17 protein-coding genes are annotated in these 17,356 nt (G+C 46.3%); 13 read left to right on the top strand and 4 right to left on the bottom strand.

Going from position 1 to position 17,356, the window contains the following annotated elements:
- Positions 1-7 precede the first annotated feature (7 nt).
- The 3 genes from potC to potA are packed head-to-tail and all read right to left on the bottom strand — an operon-like array spanning position 8 to position 2,755.
- Positions 8-784 (bottom strand): spermidine/putrescine ABC transporter permease PotC, encoded by a 777-nt coding sequence (potC, locus tag EKN56_RS06955; RefSeq protein ID WP_130591107.1) that lies wholly within the window; start codon positions 782-784, stop codon positions 8-10.
- Positions 781-1,656, bottom strand: a complete 876-nt coding sequence (gene potB, locus EKN56_RS06960) for a spermidine/putrescine ABC transporter permease PotB (protein ID WP_130591108.1) — start codon at positions 1,654-1,656, stop codon at positions 781-783. The genes potC and potB overlap by 4 nt, the downstream gene beginning before the upstream one ends.
- The gene (potA, locus tag EKN56_RS06965; RefSeq protein WP_130591109.1) at positions 1,643-2,755 is read right to left on the bottom strand and encodes a spermidine/putrescine ABC transporter ATP-binding protein PotA; all 1,113 of its coding nucleotides are present in this window, start codon (positions 2,753-2,755) and stop codon (positions 1,643-1,645) included. Before potA ends, potB begins: the two co-directional genes overlap by 14 nt.
- A gap of 395 nt (positions 2,756-3,150) precedes the next feature.
- Here potA and pepT point away from each other — a divergent pair, with 395 nt between their 5' ends.
- The 6 genes from pepT to dppF all read left to right on the top strand — a co-directional run bounded on the left by pepT (position 3,151) and on the right by dppF (position 10,551).
- Entirely contained in the window at positions 3,151-4,392 is a 1,242-nt protein-coding gene (gene pepT / locus EKN56_RS06970; protein ID WP_130591110.1) for a peptidase T, read from the top strand.
- Between the two features lie 520 nt (positions 4,393-4,912).
- The gene (dppA, locus tag EKN56_RS06975; protein WP_130591111.1) at positions 4,913-6,505 is read left to right on the top strand and encodes a dipeptide ABC transporter periplasmic-binding protein DppA; all 1,593 of its coding nucleotides are present in this window, start codon (positions 4,913-4,915) and stop codon (positions 6,503-6,505) included.
- Between the two features lie 125 nt (positions 6,506-6,630).
- Positions 6,631-7,650 (top strand): dipeptide ABC transporter permease DppB, encoded by a 1,020-nt coding sequence (dppB, locus tag EKN56_RS06980; protein ID WP_130591112.1) that lies wholly within the window; start codon positions 6,631-6,633, stop codon positions 7,648-7,650.
- A 10-nt stretch (positions 7,651-7,660) separates the two neighbouring features.
- The gene (gene dppC / locus EKN56_RS06985) at positions 7,661-8,551 is read left to right on the top strand and encodes a dipeptide ABC transporter permease DppC (protein ID WP_130591113.1); all 891 of its coding nucleotides are present in this window, start codon (positions 7,661-7,663) and stop codon (positions 8,549-8,551) included.
- Between the two features lie 12 nt (positions 8,552-8,563).
- On the top strand, positions 8,564-9,544 hold the full coding sequence (gene dppD, locus EKN56_RS06990) for a dipeptide ABC transporter ATP-binding protein (RefSeq protein ID WP_130591114.1): 981 nt from the start codon (positions 8,564-8,566) through the stop codon (positions 9,542-9,544).
- Entirely contained in the window at positions 9,541-10,551 is a 1,011-nt protein-coding gene (dppF, locus tag EKN56_RS06995; RefSeq protein ID WP_130591115.1) for a dipeptide ABC transporter ATP-binding subunit DppF, read from the top strand. Before dppD ends, dppF begins: the two co-directional genes overlap by 4 nt.
- 85 nt (positions 10,552-10,636) lie before the next feature.
- On the opposite strand, the gene EKN56_RS07000 is transcribed toward dppF, so the two are convergent.
- Positions 10,637-11,761: a ribosomal protein uL16 3-hydroxylase gene (locus EKN56_RS07000; protein WP_130591116.1), complete on the bottom strand. Its 1,125-nt coding sequence runs from the start codon at positions 11,759-11,761 to the stop codon at positions 10,637-10,639.
- A 403-nt stretch (positions 11,762-12,164) separates the two neighbouring features.
- On the opposite strand from EKN56_RS07000, the gene rnm reads away from it, so the two are divergent.
- From rnm to EKN56_RS07035, 7 genes are all read left to right on the top strand, one after another.
- Positions 12,165-13,085, top strand: coding sequence for an RNase RNM (gene rnm, locus EKN56_RS07005; RefSeq protein ID WP_130591117.1), 921 nt, complete (start codon positions 12,165-12,167; stop codon positions 13,083-13,085).
- A 331-nt stretch (positions 13,086-13,416) separates the two neighbouring features.
- Complete coding sequence (locus EKN56_RS07010; protein WP_130591118.1) at positions 13,417-14,037, top strand: L-threonylcarbamoyladenylate synthase; 621 nt, start codon at positions 13,417-13,419, stop codon at positions 14,035-14,037.
- 106 nt (positions 14,038-14,143) lie between these two features.
- Positions 14,144-15,025: a 23S rRNA pseudouridine(2605) synthase RluB gene (rluB, locus tag EKN56_RS07015; RefSeq protein ID WP_130591119.1), complete on the top strand. Its 882-nt coding sequence runs from the start codon at positions 14,144-14,146 to the stop codon at positions 15,023-15,025.
- A 430-nt stretch (positions 15,026-15,455) separates the two neighbouring features.
- A complete protein-coding gene (locus EKN56_RS07020) occupies positions 15,456-15,794 on the top strand; it encodes a transcriptional antiterminator (RefSeq protein WP_130591120.1) in 339 nt (112 codons plus the stop codon).
- A 20-nt stretch (positions 15,795-15,814) separates the two neighbouring features.
- Positions 15,815-16,180: an SFCGS family glycine-rich protein gene (locus EKN56_RS07025; protein ID WP_130591121.1), complete on the top strand. Its 366-nt coding sequence runs from the start codon at positions 15,815-15,817 to the stop codon at positions 16,178-16,180.
- A complete protein-coding gene (locus tag EKN56_RS07030) occupies positions 16,180-16,476 on the top strand; it encodes a DUF4312 family protein (protein ID WP_130591122.1) in 297 nt (98 codons plus the stop codon). The genes EKN56_RS07025 and EKN56_RS07030 overlap by 1 nt, the downstream gene beginning before the upstream one ends.
- Positions 16,477-16,508: 32 nt before the next feature.
- Complete coding sequence (locus tag EKN56_RS07035; protein WP_130591123.1) at positions 16,509-17,306, top strand: DUF4311 domain-containing protein; 798 nt, start codon at positions 16,509-16,511, stop codon at positions 17,304-17,306.
- Positions 17,307-17,356: the final 50 nt, after the last annotated feature.

The raw sequence follows: 17,356 nt of genomic DNA on the forward strand, positions 1-17,356 counted from the left end.
GACAAACTTATTTGGTATTGCGATCACGCATAACCAGCTGGCTGGCCAGCACCATGATCAGTGAGAACACCAGCATAATGGTGGCTAATGCGTTCACTTCCGGAGACATACCTACCTTCACCATTGAATAAATCTTCAACGGCAGAATTTCATAGGATGGTCCGGTCACAAATGAGGAGACCACGACATCGTCCATTGACAGCGTAAAGCTCAATAACCAACCGGCTACCACCGCAGGCATAGCAATAGGTAACACGATTTTACGCATAATGGTGAATTCTGTCGCACCCAGGTCGCGAGCCGCTTCTAACATTCTGACGTCAAAACCTTTCAGACGAGAGTAAACGGTAATCACCACGAAAGGCAGACAGAAGGTGATATGTGCCAGCATCAATGACCAGAAGCCCAGCGATAACCCTAACAGCATATACAACGCCAACAGCGAGATAGCCATAACGATATCCGGAGACATCATCACCACAAACAGCATGCCGCTGACAAAGTGCTTACCGCGGAACTGATAGCGATATAACGCTACGGCCGTCAGTGAACCAATCAGTGTGGCAAAGGTGGCAGAGAAGGTTGCAATCACCACCGAGTGACCAGCAGCCTGTAACAGACTGTCGTTGTTCATCAGGATTTCATACCACTGGGTAGTAAATCCTTTCCAGGTCACGCCATATTTTGCGGAGTTAAAGGAGTTAACGATCAGAATACCGATCGGAATATACAAAAAGGCATAAACGGCGGTCATAAAGCCGCCACGGAAAAGGCGTCCAATCATTCCAGTTCATCCTTCCGGTTAAGTAACTTAGCTACGCGGTAATAGAAATACAGCATCAGACCCATCAGAATGGTTAAGCTAATACTGGTTGCTGCACCGAATGGCCAGTCGCGCAATCTCAGGAACTGGTTCTTTATTACGTTACCGACAAGTAAGTTCTTCGCACCACCCAGCAGGTCTGCAATATAGAACATGCCCATCGCTGGCAGTAAAACCAGTAAACAACCGGCAATAATTCCAGGCATGGTTAATGGAATAATCACGCGTACAAAGGTTTGAACCTTTTTCGCACCCAGATCCCGGGCTGCCTCAATATAGGTTTTATCCAGTTTTTCAATGCTGGAATAGAGAGGAAGCACCATAAACGGCAGCAAAATGTATACCAGACCAATGATGACCGCTTCTTGTGAGTACATGATACGCAGCGGCTCATCGATTAAACCAATACCTAACAAAATCTGATTCAATATTCCTTTGGTACTGATAAAAATTTTCAGACCATAGGTACGAATCAGTGAGTTAGTCCAGAATGGAATAATCAACAGGAATAACATAATAGGCTGGGCACGTTTAGGCATGCTGGCAATGCAGTAGGCAAACGGATAGCCGATAATCAAACAGAAGAATGTCGCGATCAGCGCCATATTTAGCGAGTGCAACATCACCTGCAAATACATCGGGTCAAACAGCCGACTGTAGTTGTCCAGACTGAATACCAGCGAGATGAGATTCGCATCGTCCCGGGTGAGGAAACTGGTTCCAATAATCATCAGGTTAGGTAAGAAAACAAACAACACTAACCAGGATACGATGATTGCGATAGAAACCTGTTGAAACAGCTTACGCTGTGACGGTTTATTATGCGAGTTCATCTGCCAGTACCACCTCCCAGCGTTCAACCCAGGTCACTGCGACTTTGTGGTCCAGTGAGTGATCGACATCAGGATCGTCTTCGTTGAAGAATTCACTGATCATCACCATTTTACCGCTTTCTAACTCAACCACAGATTCCAGCATCATTCCTTTGTAGTTGTGTTCGCGAATATAGCCAACCAGGCCATCCACTTTTTCGCCGTCTTTAACGGCCACAACGGCAAGGTCTTCAGGACGCAGCAGAACTTTAACTTTATCCCCTGGTTGTACATCCAGATCGGTCAGAATACCGCACTCACGGCCTTCAACATTGGCCCAGACGCGTTTTTCATCAATACGGTTAATAATGACCGCATCAAATTCATTGATCTCACCGATAAAGCGAGCAACGAACATATTTTTCGGCTCTTCATAAATTTCACGAGGAGTACCGTCTTGTTCGATTTGACCATTACGCATAACCACAATACGGTCAGACATGGTCAGGGCTTCTTCCTGATCGTGAGTAACGAACACGAAGGTAATACCCAGTTTACGCTGTAATGCCTGTAGCTCACTTTGCATCTGTTTACGTAGTTTGTAATCCAGCGCAGAAAGTGATTCATCCAACAATAAAACTTTTGGCTTATTCACTACAGCACGAGCAATGGCAACGCGCTGCTGTTGACCACCGGAAAGCTGATGAGGTTTGCGCTGGGCATAAGAGTCCAGTTGTACCATCTTCAGGGCTTCCATTACGCGAGGCGTAATTTGGTCTGCCGGCGTTTTTTGCATACGCAGGCCAAAAGCGACGTTTTCAAAAATCGTCATATGAGGGAATAACGCATAGCTCTGGAATACGGTATTCACATGCCGCTGTTCCGCAGGCTGGTGCGTAATATCCTGATTAGTCAGTAAAATTTGTCCATCATCGACGGTTTCTAAACCGGCAATCAGACGAAGTACTGTGGTTTTTCCGCAGCCGGAAGGGCCCAGGATAGTCAGGAATTCACCATCATTAATCGTTAAATTAAAATGGTTAATGATGTCACGACCGTCGAATGCTTTACGTACGTTTTTAAGTTCGACAACCGGTAAAATAGAGGTGTTATCAGTCATTTAATTTAGTTACTCTATCCCGTGGATTGAGGCAGATAGAACCATCACTGGAAAAGACTGCATGGATAAACATTAAGTGTAGCGCAATTGACTTATTCCGCTTATTTCTGCCAATCCAAAACCAGTGACCCCATTCGATTTTTCGAGCGCGGATAATAGACCCTGACGTTAATAAATGAAAGCCCATTTGGGCAATTATTGTCTGTTTTTTTATCAGTAATTTTTTTAATGGTTAACAACGAGTTGCCGAAAAGAATAAATTGGCATTTGGATGTTATTTTTTTGCTGTCTATTTCCTTTAAATATCATGCAAAAACAGGTCTAAAACTGACTTGACGCAATATATTGAACCAAGGGATACGCATAATGATAAAGATATATTTAAGGGGATAAAAATGGACAGACTACTCGATCGCTTTTTTCACTATGTCTCGTTTGATACTCAGTCAAGGCCTAATGCCCGTCAGATTCCAAGTACGGAAGGACAAACCGTGTTGGCAAAAAATCTGAAAAAAGAACTGATTGAACTAGGTTTAACGGATGTTGTGTTAGACGAGAGTGGCTGTCTGATGGCAACACTGCCTTCAAACGTTGGCTGGTCAGTTCCCACCATTGGTTTTCTTGCCCATATGGATACTTCGCCAGAAGTTTCGGGTAAAGGCGTCAGGCCGCAAATTGTAGAAAACTATCGCGGCGGCGATATTGCGCTGGGCATTGGTGATGAAGTGTTATCTCCTGTGATGTTCCCAATATTACATCAGTTGTATGGCCACACCCTGATCACTACCGATGGTAAAACCTTGCTTGGTGCGGATGATAAAGCAGGTATTGCAGAGATTATTACAGCAATAGCGCGTCTTAAAGGCAGTAATATTTCCCATGGTGATATTCGAATTGCGTTTACCCCCGATGAAGAAGTGGGTAAGGGCATGAAGAATTTTGATGTTGAGCAGTTTGGCGCTAAATGGGCTTATACCGTGGATGGCGGGGGCGTGGGTGAGCTGGAATGTGAAAACTTCAATGCTGCTCAGGCGACGATCAAAATTGTTGGTAATGCGGTACATATTGGTAAAGCAAAAGGAGTGATGGTTAGCGCACTCTCTCTGGCAGCTCGTTTTCAACAGGCGCTGCCTGCACAGGAAACGCCTGAACATACTGAAGGGCATCAGGGGTTCTTCCATTTAAATGCGATGCGTGGCAGCGTTGATTACGCTGAAATGAGCTATCTGATTCGTGATTTTGAACGCGATGGTTTTGAACGTCGTAAGCGGATGCTGATTGAGGTTGCACAGCAGGTAGGGGAAGGGTTACACCGAGACTGCCATATTGAAGTTAACATTAAAGATGTTTATTACAATATGCGCGATGAAGTAGCTCGTCATCCTCATGTGATTGATATTGCTCGTCAGGCAGTGCTGGATAATCAGATTGAACCGGTAATTAATCCTATCCGTGGAGGAACTGATGGTGCAATCCTTTCTTATATGGGGATTCCTTGTCCAAACATCTTTACCGGTGGCTACAATGCCCATAGCAAACATGAATTTGTCACGGTTGATGGTATGGAAAAAGCGGTCTCTGTCATTATGCGCATTGCAGAATTAACCGCAGATAAAGCCAAAACTCACGCTTTTTGAGTTAAATAAATTAATCAGGTTGCACCATAGGTGACATTGTCACCATTAAGTGCAACCTTTTTGTTCATTTTGTGAACCAACCGGTTCAGAAAGTGTGATGATATTCAGAGTTTTAAAAGTAATCTTTTCTCCATCACTGAATTCTTATTTTTCCCTTCCTGTGAAAATAACTTACAACGATTTCTCATCTGGTATTTTGAGCAAAAAAATAACATTAACGATGTTATCAACTGATATTTGATCATTTCACAGCTTAAAAGAACAAAATTGACGCAACTATTCTGATTTAAATTTTATGACTATACTTCATTTGCGTAAATGTTAATGAAATGTATCTTTTATGCGATTTGTTATTTATCTCCATATGAGGTTATGCTGGCGACTGACTATTTTTTGATCGCCGAATCAAAAAACTGTCAATATAAATAATAAATTGCGTTATTAAAATGCAAAGAAACAACCGTTAACCGGATCGTAAACAAAGCAAGCAGACAACATCCTATTATCGTGGGAGTTAATAATGAAAAAGAAGTTACTTAATCTGAGTATCGGACTGGCTGCGCTGGGTATTGTTGCCGGCGCACAGGCAAATACATTGGTATATTGCTCTGAGGGATCGCCTGAAGGCTTTAGTCCACAACTGTATACCAGTGGTACAACCTTTGATGCCAGCTCGGTGCCTATTTATAACCGTTTAGTCGAGTTTAAAATTGGCGGTACCGAAACCATTCCAGGCCTGGCCGAAAAGTGGGATGTGAGCAGCGATGGTAAAACCTATACTTTCCATCTGCGCAAAGGCGTAAAGTTCCACAGCAATAAAGATTTCAAACCCACCCGCGATTTTAACGCGGATGACGTTCTCTTCTCCTTTATGCGTCAAAAAGACGAAAATCATCCATACCATAAAGTGTCCGGTGGCAACTATGCCTACTTTGGCGATATGGGCATGAAAGATCTGATTCAAAGCATTGAGAAGGTTGATGACTATACCGTTAAGATGGTATTAACTCGTCCTGAAGCACCATTTATCGCCGATATTGCGATGGATTTTGCCTCTATTTTCTCTGCAGAATATGCAGATGCCATGATGAAAGCTGGCAAGCCAGAGCAAGTGGATCTGTCACCTATCGGTACCGGGCCATTCCAGTTGATGCAGTATCAAAAAGATGCCCGTATTCTGTATAAAGCGTTTGACCAGTATTGGGGCACTAAACCCAAAATCGATCGTTTAGTCTTCTCAATTACCCCTGATGCCTCTGTGCGCTATGCAAAAATTCAGAAAAATGAATGTCAGGTAATGCCATATCCAAACCCTGCGGATCTGGAAAAAATGAAGCAGGATAAAGATATCGTTCTGCAACAAAAAGCGGGTCTGAATATCGGCTATCTTTCTTTCAATATGTTAAAACCACCGTTGGATAACCTGAAAGTTCGTCAGGCATTAACCATGGCGGTGAATAAAAAATCAATTATTGATGCAGTATTCCAGGGCGCTGGTCAGCCAGCCAAAAACCTGATCCCACCAACAATGTGGTCTTATAACGATGACGTAAAAGACTATGAATACGATCCGGCTAAAGCTAAGGCGCTGCTGAAAGAAGCAGGTTTGCCAGATGGTTTCAGTATTGATCTGTGGGCAATGCCGGTACAGCGACCTTATAACCCTAATGCGCGCCGTATGGCTGAGATGATTCAATCCGACTGGGCGGCGATCGGTGTGAAAGCCAAGATTGTGACCTACGAATGGGGCGAGTATCTGAAACGCACCAAGAACGGTGAACATCAGGCAATGCTGATTGGCTGGACCGGTGACAATGGGGATCCGGATAACTTCTTCGCGACCCTGTTTAGCTGTGATGCGGCTAAAGATGGCTCAAACTATTCTCGCTGGTGCTATAAGCCGTTTGAAGACCTGATTCAGGCTGCCCGCGTTGAATCTGACCATAATAAGCGTATTGAGCTGTACAAACAGGCTCAGGTAGTGATGCACGATCAGGCTCCGGCACTGATGATTGCTCACTCAACCGTGTCTGAACCGGTACGTAAAGAGGTGAAAGGCTACGTGATTGATGGCCGTCGCCATGCTTTTGCTACCGCGTCCGTTGAAAAATAAAAAGTAGTTAACTCTGACCCCGTCTCAGTTATTGATGCTGATTCGGGGTCAGTCGACTAAAACTCGTCTCTCTGTAACAGAGCAATAATCTGTCGTAATTATAATAACTACTGAGATACACAATTATGCTTCAATTCATCCTCCGACGTTTCGGATTAATTATTCCAACCTTCATCGGAATTACCTTATTAAGCTTTGCTTTTATTCATGTCATTCCCGGCGATCCGGTAATGATAATGGCTGGCGAGCGGGGTATATCAGCTGAACGTCATGCTCAAATGATGGCTCAACTGGGGCTGGATAAGCCGCTGTATGAGCAATATATCAATTATGTGGTCAATTTATTGCATGGCGACTTAGGGGTATCCATCAATACCAAAATCCCTATCTGGGATGAGTTTGTACCTCGTTTTATGGCGACGTTTGAACTGGGTTTTTGTGCGATGCTATTTGCTATCGCCGTGGGTATCCCGGTTGGCGTACTGGCCGCGGTAAAACGCGGATCGATATTTGATCATGTCTCTGTCAGCCTGGCATTAACCGGCTATTCCATGCCTATTTTCTGGTGGGGAATGATGCTGATTATGCTGGTTTCGGTACACTTTAATCTGACGCCGGTTTCCGGGCGTATCAGTGACTTTATTTTTCTTGATGATAGTAAACCGTTAACCGGCCTGATGCTGGTAGATACCTTGCTATATGGGGAGCACGGTGACTTCTGGGATGCGGTTCACCATATTATTCTGCCTGCGCTGGTGCTGGGCACGATTCCTTTAGCAGTCATTGTGCGTATGACTCGTTCGTCAATGTTGGAAGTGCTGGGGGAAGACTATATTCGTACCGCACGAGCCAAAGGGCTGAGTCGTATTCGGGTGATTGTGGTTCATGCGCTGCGTAATGCGCTGTTGCCGGTAATAACCATTATTGGATTACAGATAGGTACGCTGTTGGCCGGTGCAATTTTAACTGAAACTATCTTCTCCTGGCCAGGGCTGGGACGTTGGTTAATCGATGGTTTACAGCGTCGGGACTACCCGGTAGTACAAGGTGGCGTGTTACTGATCGCCATTATGATTATTCTGGTTAACCTGCTGGTAGATATTCTCTACGGCGTGGTGAACCCACGTATTCGGCATAGAAAATAGGAGGCGCATCATGAGTGAAGTAACCGTATCTGCGCCAAAACCAATGACGCCGCTGCAGGAATTCTGGCACTACTTTCGTCGCAATAAAGGCGCAGTAGTAGGGATGATTTATATCATCATCATGTTAATTATTGCCGTTGGGGCTCAGTGGTTAGCGCCATATTCACCGGCAGAGCAGTTCCGTGATGCATTGTTAACGCCACCGGCCTGGCAGGATGGCGGCAGTATGCAGCATATTTTAGGTACCGATGATGTAGGCAGAGATATTCTTTCCCGTCTGATGTACGGTACCCGTTTATCACTGCTGGTTGGTTGTTTAGTGGTGAGTTTATCGCTGATCCTTGGGGTGATTCTGGGGGTTATTGCCGGTTATCTGGGTGGCATTATCGATATCGCGATTATGCGTGTAGCAGACATTATGCTGGCTCTGCCCAGCTTACTGTTAGCCTTGGTGCTGGTGGCGATTTTTGGCCCTTCGATTGTTAACGCCTCGCTGGCCCTGACGTTTGTATCATTGCCGCACTATGTGCGTTTAACTCGGGCAGCGGTGTTGTCTGAAGTGAATCGCGACTACGTCACGGCGTCTCGCGTGGCGGGCGCAGGCCCAATGCGCCAGATGTTTATCAATATTCTGCCAAACTGTCTGGCGCCGCTGATCGTTCAGGCATCACTGGGCTTTTCGAACGCCATTTTAGATATGGCGGCATTGGGTTTCCTGGGAATGGGGGCACAGCCACCAACGCCCGAGTGGGGAACCATGCTTTCTTCCGTATTACAGTTTGCTCAAAGTGCCTGGTGGGTGGTGACATTCCCGGGACTGGCCATTCTGTTTACCGTACTGGCCTTTAACTTAATGGGGGACGGCCTACGTGATGCGCTCGACCCTAAACTTAAGCAGTAAGCGGGGGAAGAAATGGCACTATTAGATATTGATCGACTATCGGTTCATTTCGGTGACGACAGTACCCCGTTTCGGGCGGTTGACCGGGTGAGTTACAGCGTCGAGAAAGGGGAAGTGGTTGGGATTGTAGGAGAATCCGGTTCGGGTAAGTCGGTCAGCTCGCTGGCCATTATGGGACTGATTGATTTTCCTGGCAAAGTCATGGCTAACAGCCTGCATTTTGACGGTCGGGATTTGCGAACTATCTCTGAAAAAGAGCGCCGTCAGATTGTAGGTGATGAAATCGCTATGATTTTTCAGGACCCAATGACTAGCCTCAATCCATGCTATACCGTGGGTTATCAGATTATGGAAGCGTTGAAGATTCATCAGGGCGGCAACCGAAAAACGCGCCGCCAGCGCGCCATTGACTTGTTGACTCAGGTTGGCATTCCGGCTCCGGAGTCCCGTCTGGATAACTATCCTCACCAGCTATCGGGTGGTATGAGCCAAAGGGTGATGATAGCAATGGCTATCGCCTGTCGCCCTCAGTTATTGATTGCCGATGAGCCAACAACAGCGCTGGATGTGACCATTCAGGCGCAAATTATCGAATTACTGTTGGAACTACAGCGTCGCGAAAATATGGCGCTGATTCTGATCACTCACGATTTAGCGTTGGTGGCTGAAGCCGCACAGTACATTATCGTGATGTATGCCGGTCAGGTAATGGAAAGCGGTAAGGCGGAAGAGATTTTCCGTACCCCACGCCATCCTTATACACAGGCGTTGTTACGCGCATTGCCTGAGTTTTCCAGTGAGAAAGAGCGTTTAAACTCGTTGCCAGGGGTAGTTCCCGGTAAATACGATCGACCTAAAGGCTGTTTATTAAGCCCTCGTTGCCCTTATGCCACCGATTTCTGCCGCCAGCAGGAGCCGGAACTTAAAGGGGAAGCCAGAAGACAGGTGAAATGCCATACGCCGCTTGACGATCAGGGGAGGCCAACGCTATGAGTCAGGAATATCCATTATTACAGGCTATTGGTCTGAAGAAGTATTATTCAGTTAAAAATGGGCTGTTCTCTGCTCAACAACAGGTGAAGTCTCTGGATGGGGTTTCCTTTACTCTGGAGCGGGGAAAAACGCTGGCGGTGGTTGGTGAGTCCGGCTGCGGTAAATCAACGCTGGGTCGTATGTTAACCATGATTGAAGTACCCACAGAAGGTGAACTCTACTATCAGGGGCAGGATCTGCTGAAACACGATCCGGCGGCACAAAAACTGCGTCGTCAGAAAATTCAGATTGTATTCCAAAACCCTTATGGTTCGCTGAATCCACGCAAGAAGATAGGTGAGATACTGGAAGAGCCGCTGCGGATTAATACCTCATTATCTAAAGCGGAACGGCGCGAAAAGGCACTGGCAATTATGGCTAAAGTCGGGCTGAGAACCGAGCACTATGAGCGTTATCCGCACATGTTCTCCGGTGGCCAGCGTCAGCGTATCGCTATTGCTCGCGGATTGATGCTTAATCCGGATATTGTTGTGGCGGACGAACCGGTATCGGCGCTGGACGTTTCCGTTCGGGCACAGGTACTGAATCTGATGATGGATTTACAGCAGGAAATGGGGCTCTCCTATGTCTTTATTTCCCATGATCTATCGGTCGTGGAACATATTGCCGATGATGTGATGGTGATGTACTTGGGGCGTTGTGTAGAGCAGGGCACCAAAGACCAGATTTTTAATAATCCGCGTCATCCTTATACTCAGGCATTACTCTCTGCCACTCCGCGTTTAAATCCGGATGTACGCCGTGAAAGAATCAAGCTAACCGGTGAACTACCCAGTCCGTTAAATCCACCTCAAGGTTGTGCCTTTAACGCTCGTTGCCAGCGCGCCTTTGATACCTGTTTTGACATTAAACCGGCATTGAAGAACTATGACGGGCAGCTAATCGCCTGTTTTGCCGTGGAGCAGGATGAGGAAAATAAGGTTTGTAGCCTTGAAAAAGCGGTATAGCGCGTTGAGATAACAATATATTAGAAGATAGATATGAAAAGGCCTCGCATTAGCGAGGCCTTATATTTGCTGCAAACAGATGAGATCAATAGTCGTTAAAATACCAATAACCGCTATTCACCAGATGCGCCAGCACCGCAACAAACGCCGGATCTTCCAGTGCATCACCCAACTCTTTCTGGCTGATTAATGGATAACGGCATAGTGCATCCGCGGCTTCAAGGTGCGGAGTATCAATAAGCTCACCGTTAGCGAAGCAAAGGTCACCAACGCGCAGCACTCGCAGACCGCTCAGGCGAATCAGACTCTCTCCCTGTACTAATGAATCATAAATTTCATCAGAACGGTATGCAGGTTCAGCTGGTGCAATATCCAGCTCATGGCGTGACGTTGTCACGAAACGACCAAACCATTGGTTGAAATCTTCTGGTTGATTAATCAGATTAATCATCATGCCGCGCAGGCGTTCCAGTTCATACTCTTCAACTAATGCCGGGTGTTCTCTCAGCTTCAGATCCGGATCGCTGTAGTGCTCACCACCTAAATCATGTTCCAGCACATAATCGGCGAAATTGCTGATAAGATCGCGAGTATTAGGCCCACGATAGCCAACGGAATAGTTCAGTGCCGTTTCGTGAGTGAAACCATCGTGTGGAAATCCTGGTGGAATATACAGAATATCGCCCGGCGCTAAATCTTCATCAATGATGGGATCAAAAGGCTCTACATGAAGTAAGGCTGGATGCGGGCAGTATTGCTTTAACGGCTTTTTATCCCCCACGCGCCAACGGCGGCTGCCCATACCCTGAATAATAAATACATCATACTGGTCGATATGTGGGCCTACACCACCGCCAGGAACAGAGAAAGAGATCATCAAATCGTCAAGACGCCAGTCAGGCAGCTTACGGAAAGGACGCACTAAAGCCGCAGAAGGTGCATGCCAGTGGTTAACCGCCTGTACCAATAATGACCAGCCTTTTTCTCCCAGGTGATCATAGCTTTCAAAAGGACCATTACTGGCCTGCCAGTGACCATTTGGCTGACTCACCAAACGGCTGTCAACTTCGCTCTCCATAGCCAATCCTGCTAACTCATCCGGCGAGATTGGATCAATAAAGTTTTTGATAACGTTCTTCAATACCACCGGACGCTTCTGCCAGTAGCGGTTTAAGAAGTCATCCCAGTCTAAATCAAGTTGATAATCCATCGTTTCAGTTACCATTCAGCAGGAAATTGGCGTGATTATATCGAAGGTTGCTGAAGAATACCGGACTGGATTCGCAGTTTTTTCTATTTCTGATTGATAACTGATTTTTCAGATAAAAATTAAGCAGGGTAAAGACCAAAAGAGAATCAATAAAGTGCTCTGGTTGGGTAGAAGGAAGACAGGATGATCATGGTATAAGCGTGCTGATTTAATATTAAAAATTAATGGCTGAAATAACATTGCCCGCAATCTGAAATAAATCCCATTATCTGTTAGGGGCTATCCGCATTAAGCGCTATCATATAAGGCAAATAAACGAATATTACCCAACCACAACATTGTTATTTGGTTGAAGAGATTCAATACGCCACCAGACAGTAAAGCAGGACCACTTTAAATCCCCATGCCTTTAGATAGCCCACAAATACCCTCTGATGTACAAGAGAACGAACAGAATTCAGCGATAACATCTCCGGAGCTGCCGCGTTTTCCACTGTACGATCTCCATAGTCATACCAACGCTTCCGACGGGATGTTAACACCGGCGCAGTTGGTAGAGCGGGCCGTTGAAATGCGAGTTAGCGTGCTGGCTATTACTGACCATGATACCACCAGCGCTTTGACGGCTGCGAAGCAGGCAATTGAAGAAAAGGGATTGGCACTGCATCTGATCAATGGCGTAGAGATTTCGACCGGTTGGGAAAGTTTTGATATTCATATTGTTGGCCTGAATATCGATCCTGATTCAAAAGCCATGACCGGGCTGTTAGCGGCACAGGCAATCAGACGGGCGGAACGTGCCCAAGAGATAGCCCGACGGCTGGAAAAGCACCATATCCCTGATGCACTAAGCGGAGCACAGCGTTTTGCCGGTGATGCGGCTATTACCCGCGCGCATTTTGCTCGCTATCTGATTGAATTAGGCAAAGCCTCCGATATGGCTCAGGTATTTAAAAACTACCTGGCACGGGGGAAAACCGGTTATGTACCACCGCAGTGGTGTACAATAACAGAAGCGGTGGAAGCCATTCATCTGGCCGGTGGGCAGGCGGTATTGGCACATCCGGGACGTTATGACCTGTCGGCTAAATGGCTGAGGCGACTCATCATTGAGTTTAAACAAGCCGGTGGTGATGCTATGGAAGTCTCTCAATGCCAGCAGGCTCCACAGGAACGCGCACAGCTGGCACTGTATGCTCAGGAATACCAGCTACTGGCTTCTCAGGGCTCAGACTTCCACTACCCCTGTGCCTGGGTTGAACTGGGGCGACGACTATTCCTACCGGATAAAGTCATTCCCGTATGGCATAACTGGTTTGTGTAGTTGATGTATTGAGAAAAAATTTAATTAGGGAAATCGGCTATTGAATTGGATCTATTTTTTAATATAGCCAATCGGAGGGAGAGGGTGCCGTTTGGGTCGACTTGGCGTAAGCCAACGAAGCGCCCATAGGCAGCCTAGGCCCGACGTCCTCTAAACTAAAGTACAAATGGTCTTCCGACCGAGCACTATGGCGATAGTAGTTCATAGTTTTTACGGCCGGAATATCCACAGAACCAAAATAAACGATTTCGTAATAAATTATCGATTTAAGCCGTTAGCGCCCGACCCACAACACGAATACCGCTAACCGCCAGGCACTACAGGAGTCCCCATGAGTCAGTTTTTCTATATCCATCAGGATAACCCCCAACCGCGGCTGATTAGCCAGTCGGTAGAGTTTTTACGCAAAGGCGGAGTGATTGTCTACCCAACTGACTCCGGATATGCATTAGGCTGCATGTTGGAAGATAAACACGCCATGGAGCGTATTTGTCGTATTCGTCAGTTGGACAGTAACCATAACTTCACTCTGATGTGTCGCGATCTGTCTGAGCTTTCCACCTATGCTCACGTTGATAACACCGCTTTCCGGTTGATCAAAAACAATACGCCGGGTAATTACACCTTCATTTTAAAAGCGACGAAAGAAGTTCCACGTCGTCTGATGAATGAAAAACGTAAAACCATTGGTCTGCGGGTGCCATCTAACCCAATCGCACTGGCATTGCTGGCAGAACTCAACGAACCTATGATGTCTACCACATTGATGCTACCGGGCAATGACTTTGCGGAATCCGATCCGGAAGAAATTCGTGATACATTGTCAAAGCATGTTGATTTAATTATCAACGGCGGTTATTTAGGCCAACAGCCAACCACGGTCATTGATCTGACCGATGATTCACCGGTCGTGGTGAGAGTTGGCGCTGGGGATCCAACACCGTTTCGTTGATGGATAGGACCGCATAAGGTATGATTCAGATCCACTGATAAATTAATCACCACCACCGATTTATCACTATTATGACGCCTGTGAAGGCGACAAACGAGGTTGCTCAATGAGCGAAAAGTTACAAAAAGTTCTGGCTAACTCTGGTCATGGTTCTCGTCGCGAAATCGAAGCGATGATTCAGGCTGGCCGAATCAGTGTTGATGGCAAAATTGCCACTTTGGGCGATCGCATTGAAGTTAATGCGTCAATCAGAGTCCGTATCGATGGTCATGTGGTTGCACTACGTGAACCGGAAGAAACCGTATGTCGCGTGTTGGCCTACTACAAACCGGAAGGGGAACTCTGTACCCGTAAAGATCCGGAAGGTCGTCCAACCGTATTTGACCGCCTGCCTAAAATGCGCGGTTCCCGCTGGGTTGCAGTAGGGCGTCTGGACGTCAATACTTCAGGCCTGTTGCTGTTTACTACCGATGGTGAACTGGCAAACCGTTTAATGCACCCAAGCCGTGAAGTTGAACGTGAATACGCAGTACGCGTGTTCGGTCAGGTTGATGAAGAGAAGATCAAACAGTTAAGAAAAGGCGTGCAGTTGGAAGACGGCATGGCCGCATTCCGTACCATCAGCTTCCAGGGCGGTGAGGGGATGAACCAGTGGTATAACGTTACGCTGACAGAAGGACGTAACCGTGAAGTTCGTCGCCTGTGGGAGGCGGTAGACGTTCAGGTGAGTCGCCTGATCCGTATCCGTTACGGTGCATTAGGCTTGCCTAAAGGGTTGCCACGCGGTGGTTGGACTGAACTCGATCTGAACGCGACAAATTACCTGCGCGAAATGGTTGGTTTACCTCCAGAAACTCAAAGTAAGCTGCCGGTGGAACGTGACCGTCGTCGCACAAAAGCAAATCAAATTCGCCGTGCGGTGAAGAAACATAGCCAAAGACCCGCTTCCAGAAATAGCGGCAGAAGAAGCGCTCAACCGAAGCGTTAATAACCAAAATTGATGAGAATAGCGCCTTTTAAGGCGCTATTTTTTTATCTGGAAATTTATCTATTTATCCTTATTTATCAATCAATTAATCGTAATAAATCAATCCCTCTTTTTATCTGTGGATATTGTTACAACGCTTTCATGTTGTATTGCCACTTATTTCCACTTTACGTTTAATCTTATTGTTCATTTCCACTTTATTTCCACTTTGAACCGGAAAAAGTCAGTCTCCTAACCAATAAATAAAATGTGTAGTGTGCTGACATCGGAAGTAACAATGAACCCGGTCAGTAGCAGTAGTTTTTTATTTTGTATGATTTACTGAATCTGGAGTGCCGTGCTGAGAGTGTCTGCTTTCATAGATGGTTTAGCGGCAAAATTCCGATATTCGTCCATAATTAATGAGTTTGAATATTAGAGATAAAGTTGCATGAGTGAGAGTCATATTCGTTTCAACATGGTGGAAGACAATCTGGAACCCGAAGTCGTTACCAGTGAACTTCTGACGGTGATTGATGGTTGGTTAAAACAGGAAGGGGCTTACACCACCGACGTTCAGCAACAAATGCTGGAGTCACACGTCAAGGCAATGGTCCTGAGGGCTAAAACAGGTGAACCCCTGCCGGAAGTAGATAAATCGCTGTTTGATGAGATTTCTGCTGAGTCAATGGCATTGGCCGAACGCGCGGTAAATGCGCTGCCGGGCTTACCGATTGAAGAAGCTTATCTGCTGTCGGTTCATTTTGAAATTGCGCGTTCAAACGCTTAATCCTATTGGAGATAGAACACATGAAACAAATCGTAGTCGTGATTGGTGACCGTTTAGGTAAAGGACAAAAAGTTGCAGCTGGTGTTGAAGCAGCAGGTGGTAAAGCTATCGTTATTCCTGGCGTAGCCGCAGATATGAAACTGGGCGATGTGATGAATGCAGAGCAGGGCGATATCGGGATCTCTTTCTGCGGAAGCGGTGGTGCCGGTGCTATTACTGCTCAAAATAAATATGGCTACAAAGTGCGTCACGGTATGCGTTCTGTGGAAGAGGGTGAAACCGCTATTGCTGATGGTTGCACCGTACTGGGCTTTGGTTTTATGGATAAAGAAGAGCTGGGTGAGCGTTTAGTTAAAGCATTTAATAAAAAATACGGCAACGCATAATGAAAGAGCATCTTAAAACATCAGTTCGCGTCAGTGGTAAGGGCGATACTAAACAAAAAGCCATCGCTGACGCATTGAACTCCGTACAACGTACGGTCCTGAAAGAGAGCACCAACATCATTCTGCGTATCGAACCTCAAGATGTAGAAATCGTTAACGCCACGGTGAAAGTGAGTAACGAGAAGTTCCTGTTTTTCTTTCTGCCGCGTAAACGTGAATTCTACTCTGTTGTTTTAGATGTCGCTTTAGATGTGACCTTGCTGAATGTTCAAGAGATACATTTCGAGCCGGTTTAACTACCGGCAGAAATGTTTTAGAGGAAAAACAAATGGATGCAAATACCACTGTTTCTGTTTTTGAGATACTGATAAAGTCCCTGATTATCGGTGGTCTCTGCGGTTTCGGCCTGGGTGCCGGTGCTGCTCGTATGTTCCATGCTCCAACAGTTCAAGGAATGGGTGCATTCCGTACCCTGGGCGAGCTGAACTCCTGTGAAGGGGATCCAGCGTCTCACTTCTCTTTTGGTTTAGGTTTCTTCTTTAACGCCTGGGCATCTTCTGTTGCCGCGGGTGCGTTTACTCAAGACGTTGATCACCGCATCATCCCTAACTGGGGTGCTGCTGCACTGATGATCAAAAACCGTAACGTTACTGAAACACTGCATAACCCAAGAAAAATGGCGATTGCCTGTGGGATTATCGGTGCGCTGGTGGTTGCCTTCCTGAATACCACGGCTTCTGCGGTTCCTGCTTCTCTACAAACGACAGCGACTAACGTACTGGTTCCCGCAGCTAACCTGCTGGTTAACACCGTGATGCCAGTTATTTTCTGGCTGGCTGCAATGGATGCTGGTCGTCGTTCTGGTTTCTGGGCAACCCTGTTTGGTGGTTGTGCTCAGTTAATCATGGGTAACGCTATTCCTGGTTTAGTGCTTGGTATCCTGATTGGTAAAGGCGTTGATGACAACGGCTGGAATAAGATTACTCGTACTATGATGATCGCAGTAATTCTGCTGTTCGTCCTGAGTGGTTTCTTCCGTGGCTTCGACGTTAAGTTGCTGCAGTCTTTCGCCTTAGGCGTACCAGACTGGTTACAGCACGTCCATAACGTATTAAGCGGAAAATAATTAAGTCGAATGAGCTCCTCGGTGTGTGGCAATGAGGAACAGGCTCTCTC

Origin of the sequence: Limnobaculum zhutongyuii (assembly GCF_004295645.1) — a bacterium.
GTDB lineage: Bacteria > Pseudomonadota > Gammaproteobacteria > Enterobacterales > Enterobacteriaceae > Limnobaculum > Limnobaculum zhutongyuii.

Excerpts from the sequence above, each read along its gene's own strand:
- potC (WP_130591107.1), bottom strand. The coding sequence starts at position 784 with ATGATTGGACGCCTTTTCCGTGGCGGCTTTATGACCGCCGTTTATGCC.
- potB (WP_130591108.1), bottom strand. The coding sequence starts at position 1,656 with ATGAACTCGCATAATAAACCGTCACAGCGTAAGCTGTTTCAACAGGTT.
- potA (WP_130591109.1), bottom strand. The coding sequence starts at position 2,755 with ATGACTGATAACACCTCTATTTTACCGGTTGTCGAACTTAAAAACGTA.
- pepT (WP_130591110.1), top strand. The coding sequence starts at position 3,151 with ATGGACAGACTACTCGATCGCTTTTTTCACTATGTCTCGTTTGATACT.
- dppA (WP_130591111.1), top strand. The coding sequence starts at position 4,913 with ATGAAAAAGAAGTTACTTAATCTGAGTATCGGACTGGCTGCGCTGGGT.
- dppB (WP_130591112.1), top strand. The coding sequence starts at position 6,631 with ATGCTTCAATTCATCCTCCGACGTTTCGGATTAATTATTCCAACCTTC.
- dppC (WP_130591113.1), top strand. The coding sequence starts at position 7,661 with ATGAGTGAAGTAACCGTATCTGCGCCAAAACCAATGACGCCGCTGCAG.
- dppD (WP_130591114.1), top strand. The coding sequence starts at position 8,564 with ATGGCACTATTAGATATTGATCGACTATCGGTTCATTTCGGTGACGAC.
- dppF (WP_130591115.1), top strand. The coding sequence starts at position 9,541 with ATGAGTCAGGAATATCCATTATTACAGGCTATTGGTCTGAAGAAGTAT.
- EKN56_RS07000 (WP_130591116.1), bottom strand. The coding sequence starts at position 11,761 with ATGGATTATCAACTTGATTTAGACTGGGATGACTTCTTAAACCGCTAC.
- rnm (WP_130591117.1), top strand. The coding sequence starts at position 12,165 with ATGCCTTTAGATAGCCCACAAATACCCTCTGATGTACAAGAGAACGAA.
- EKN56_RS07010 (WP_130591118.1), top strand. The coding sequence starts at position 13,417 with ATGAGTCAGTTTTTCTATATCCATCAGGATAACCCCCAACCGCGGCTG.
- rluB (WP_130591119.1), top strand. The coding sequence starts at position 14,144 with ATGAGCGAAAAGTTACAAAAAGTTCTGGCTAACTCTGGTCATGGTTCT.
- EKN56_RS07020 (WP_130591120.1), top strand. The coding sequence starts at position 15,456 with ATGAGTGAGAGTCATATTCGTTTCAACATGGTGGAAGACAATCTGGAA.
- EKN56_RS07025 (WP_130591121.1), top strand. The coding sequence starts at position 15,815 with ATGAAACAAATCGTAGTCGTGATTGGTGACCGTTTAGGTAAAGGACAA.
- EKN56_RS07030 (WP_130591122.1), top strand. The coding sequence starts at position 16,180 with ATGAAAGAGCATCTTAAAACATCAGTTCGCGTCAGTGGTAAGGGCGAT.
- EKN56_RS07035 (WP_130591123.1), top strand. The coding sequence starts at position 16,509 with ATGGATGCAAATACCACTGTTTCTGTTTTTGAGATACTGATAAAGTCC.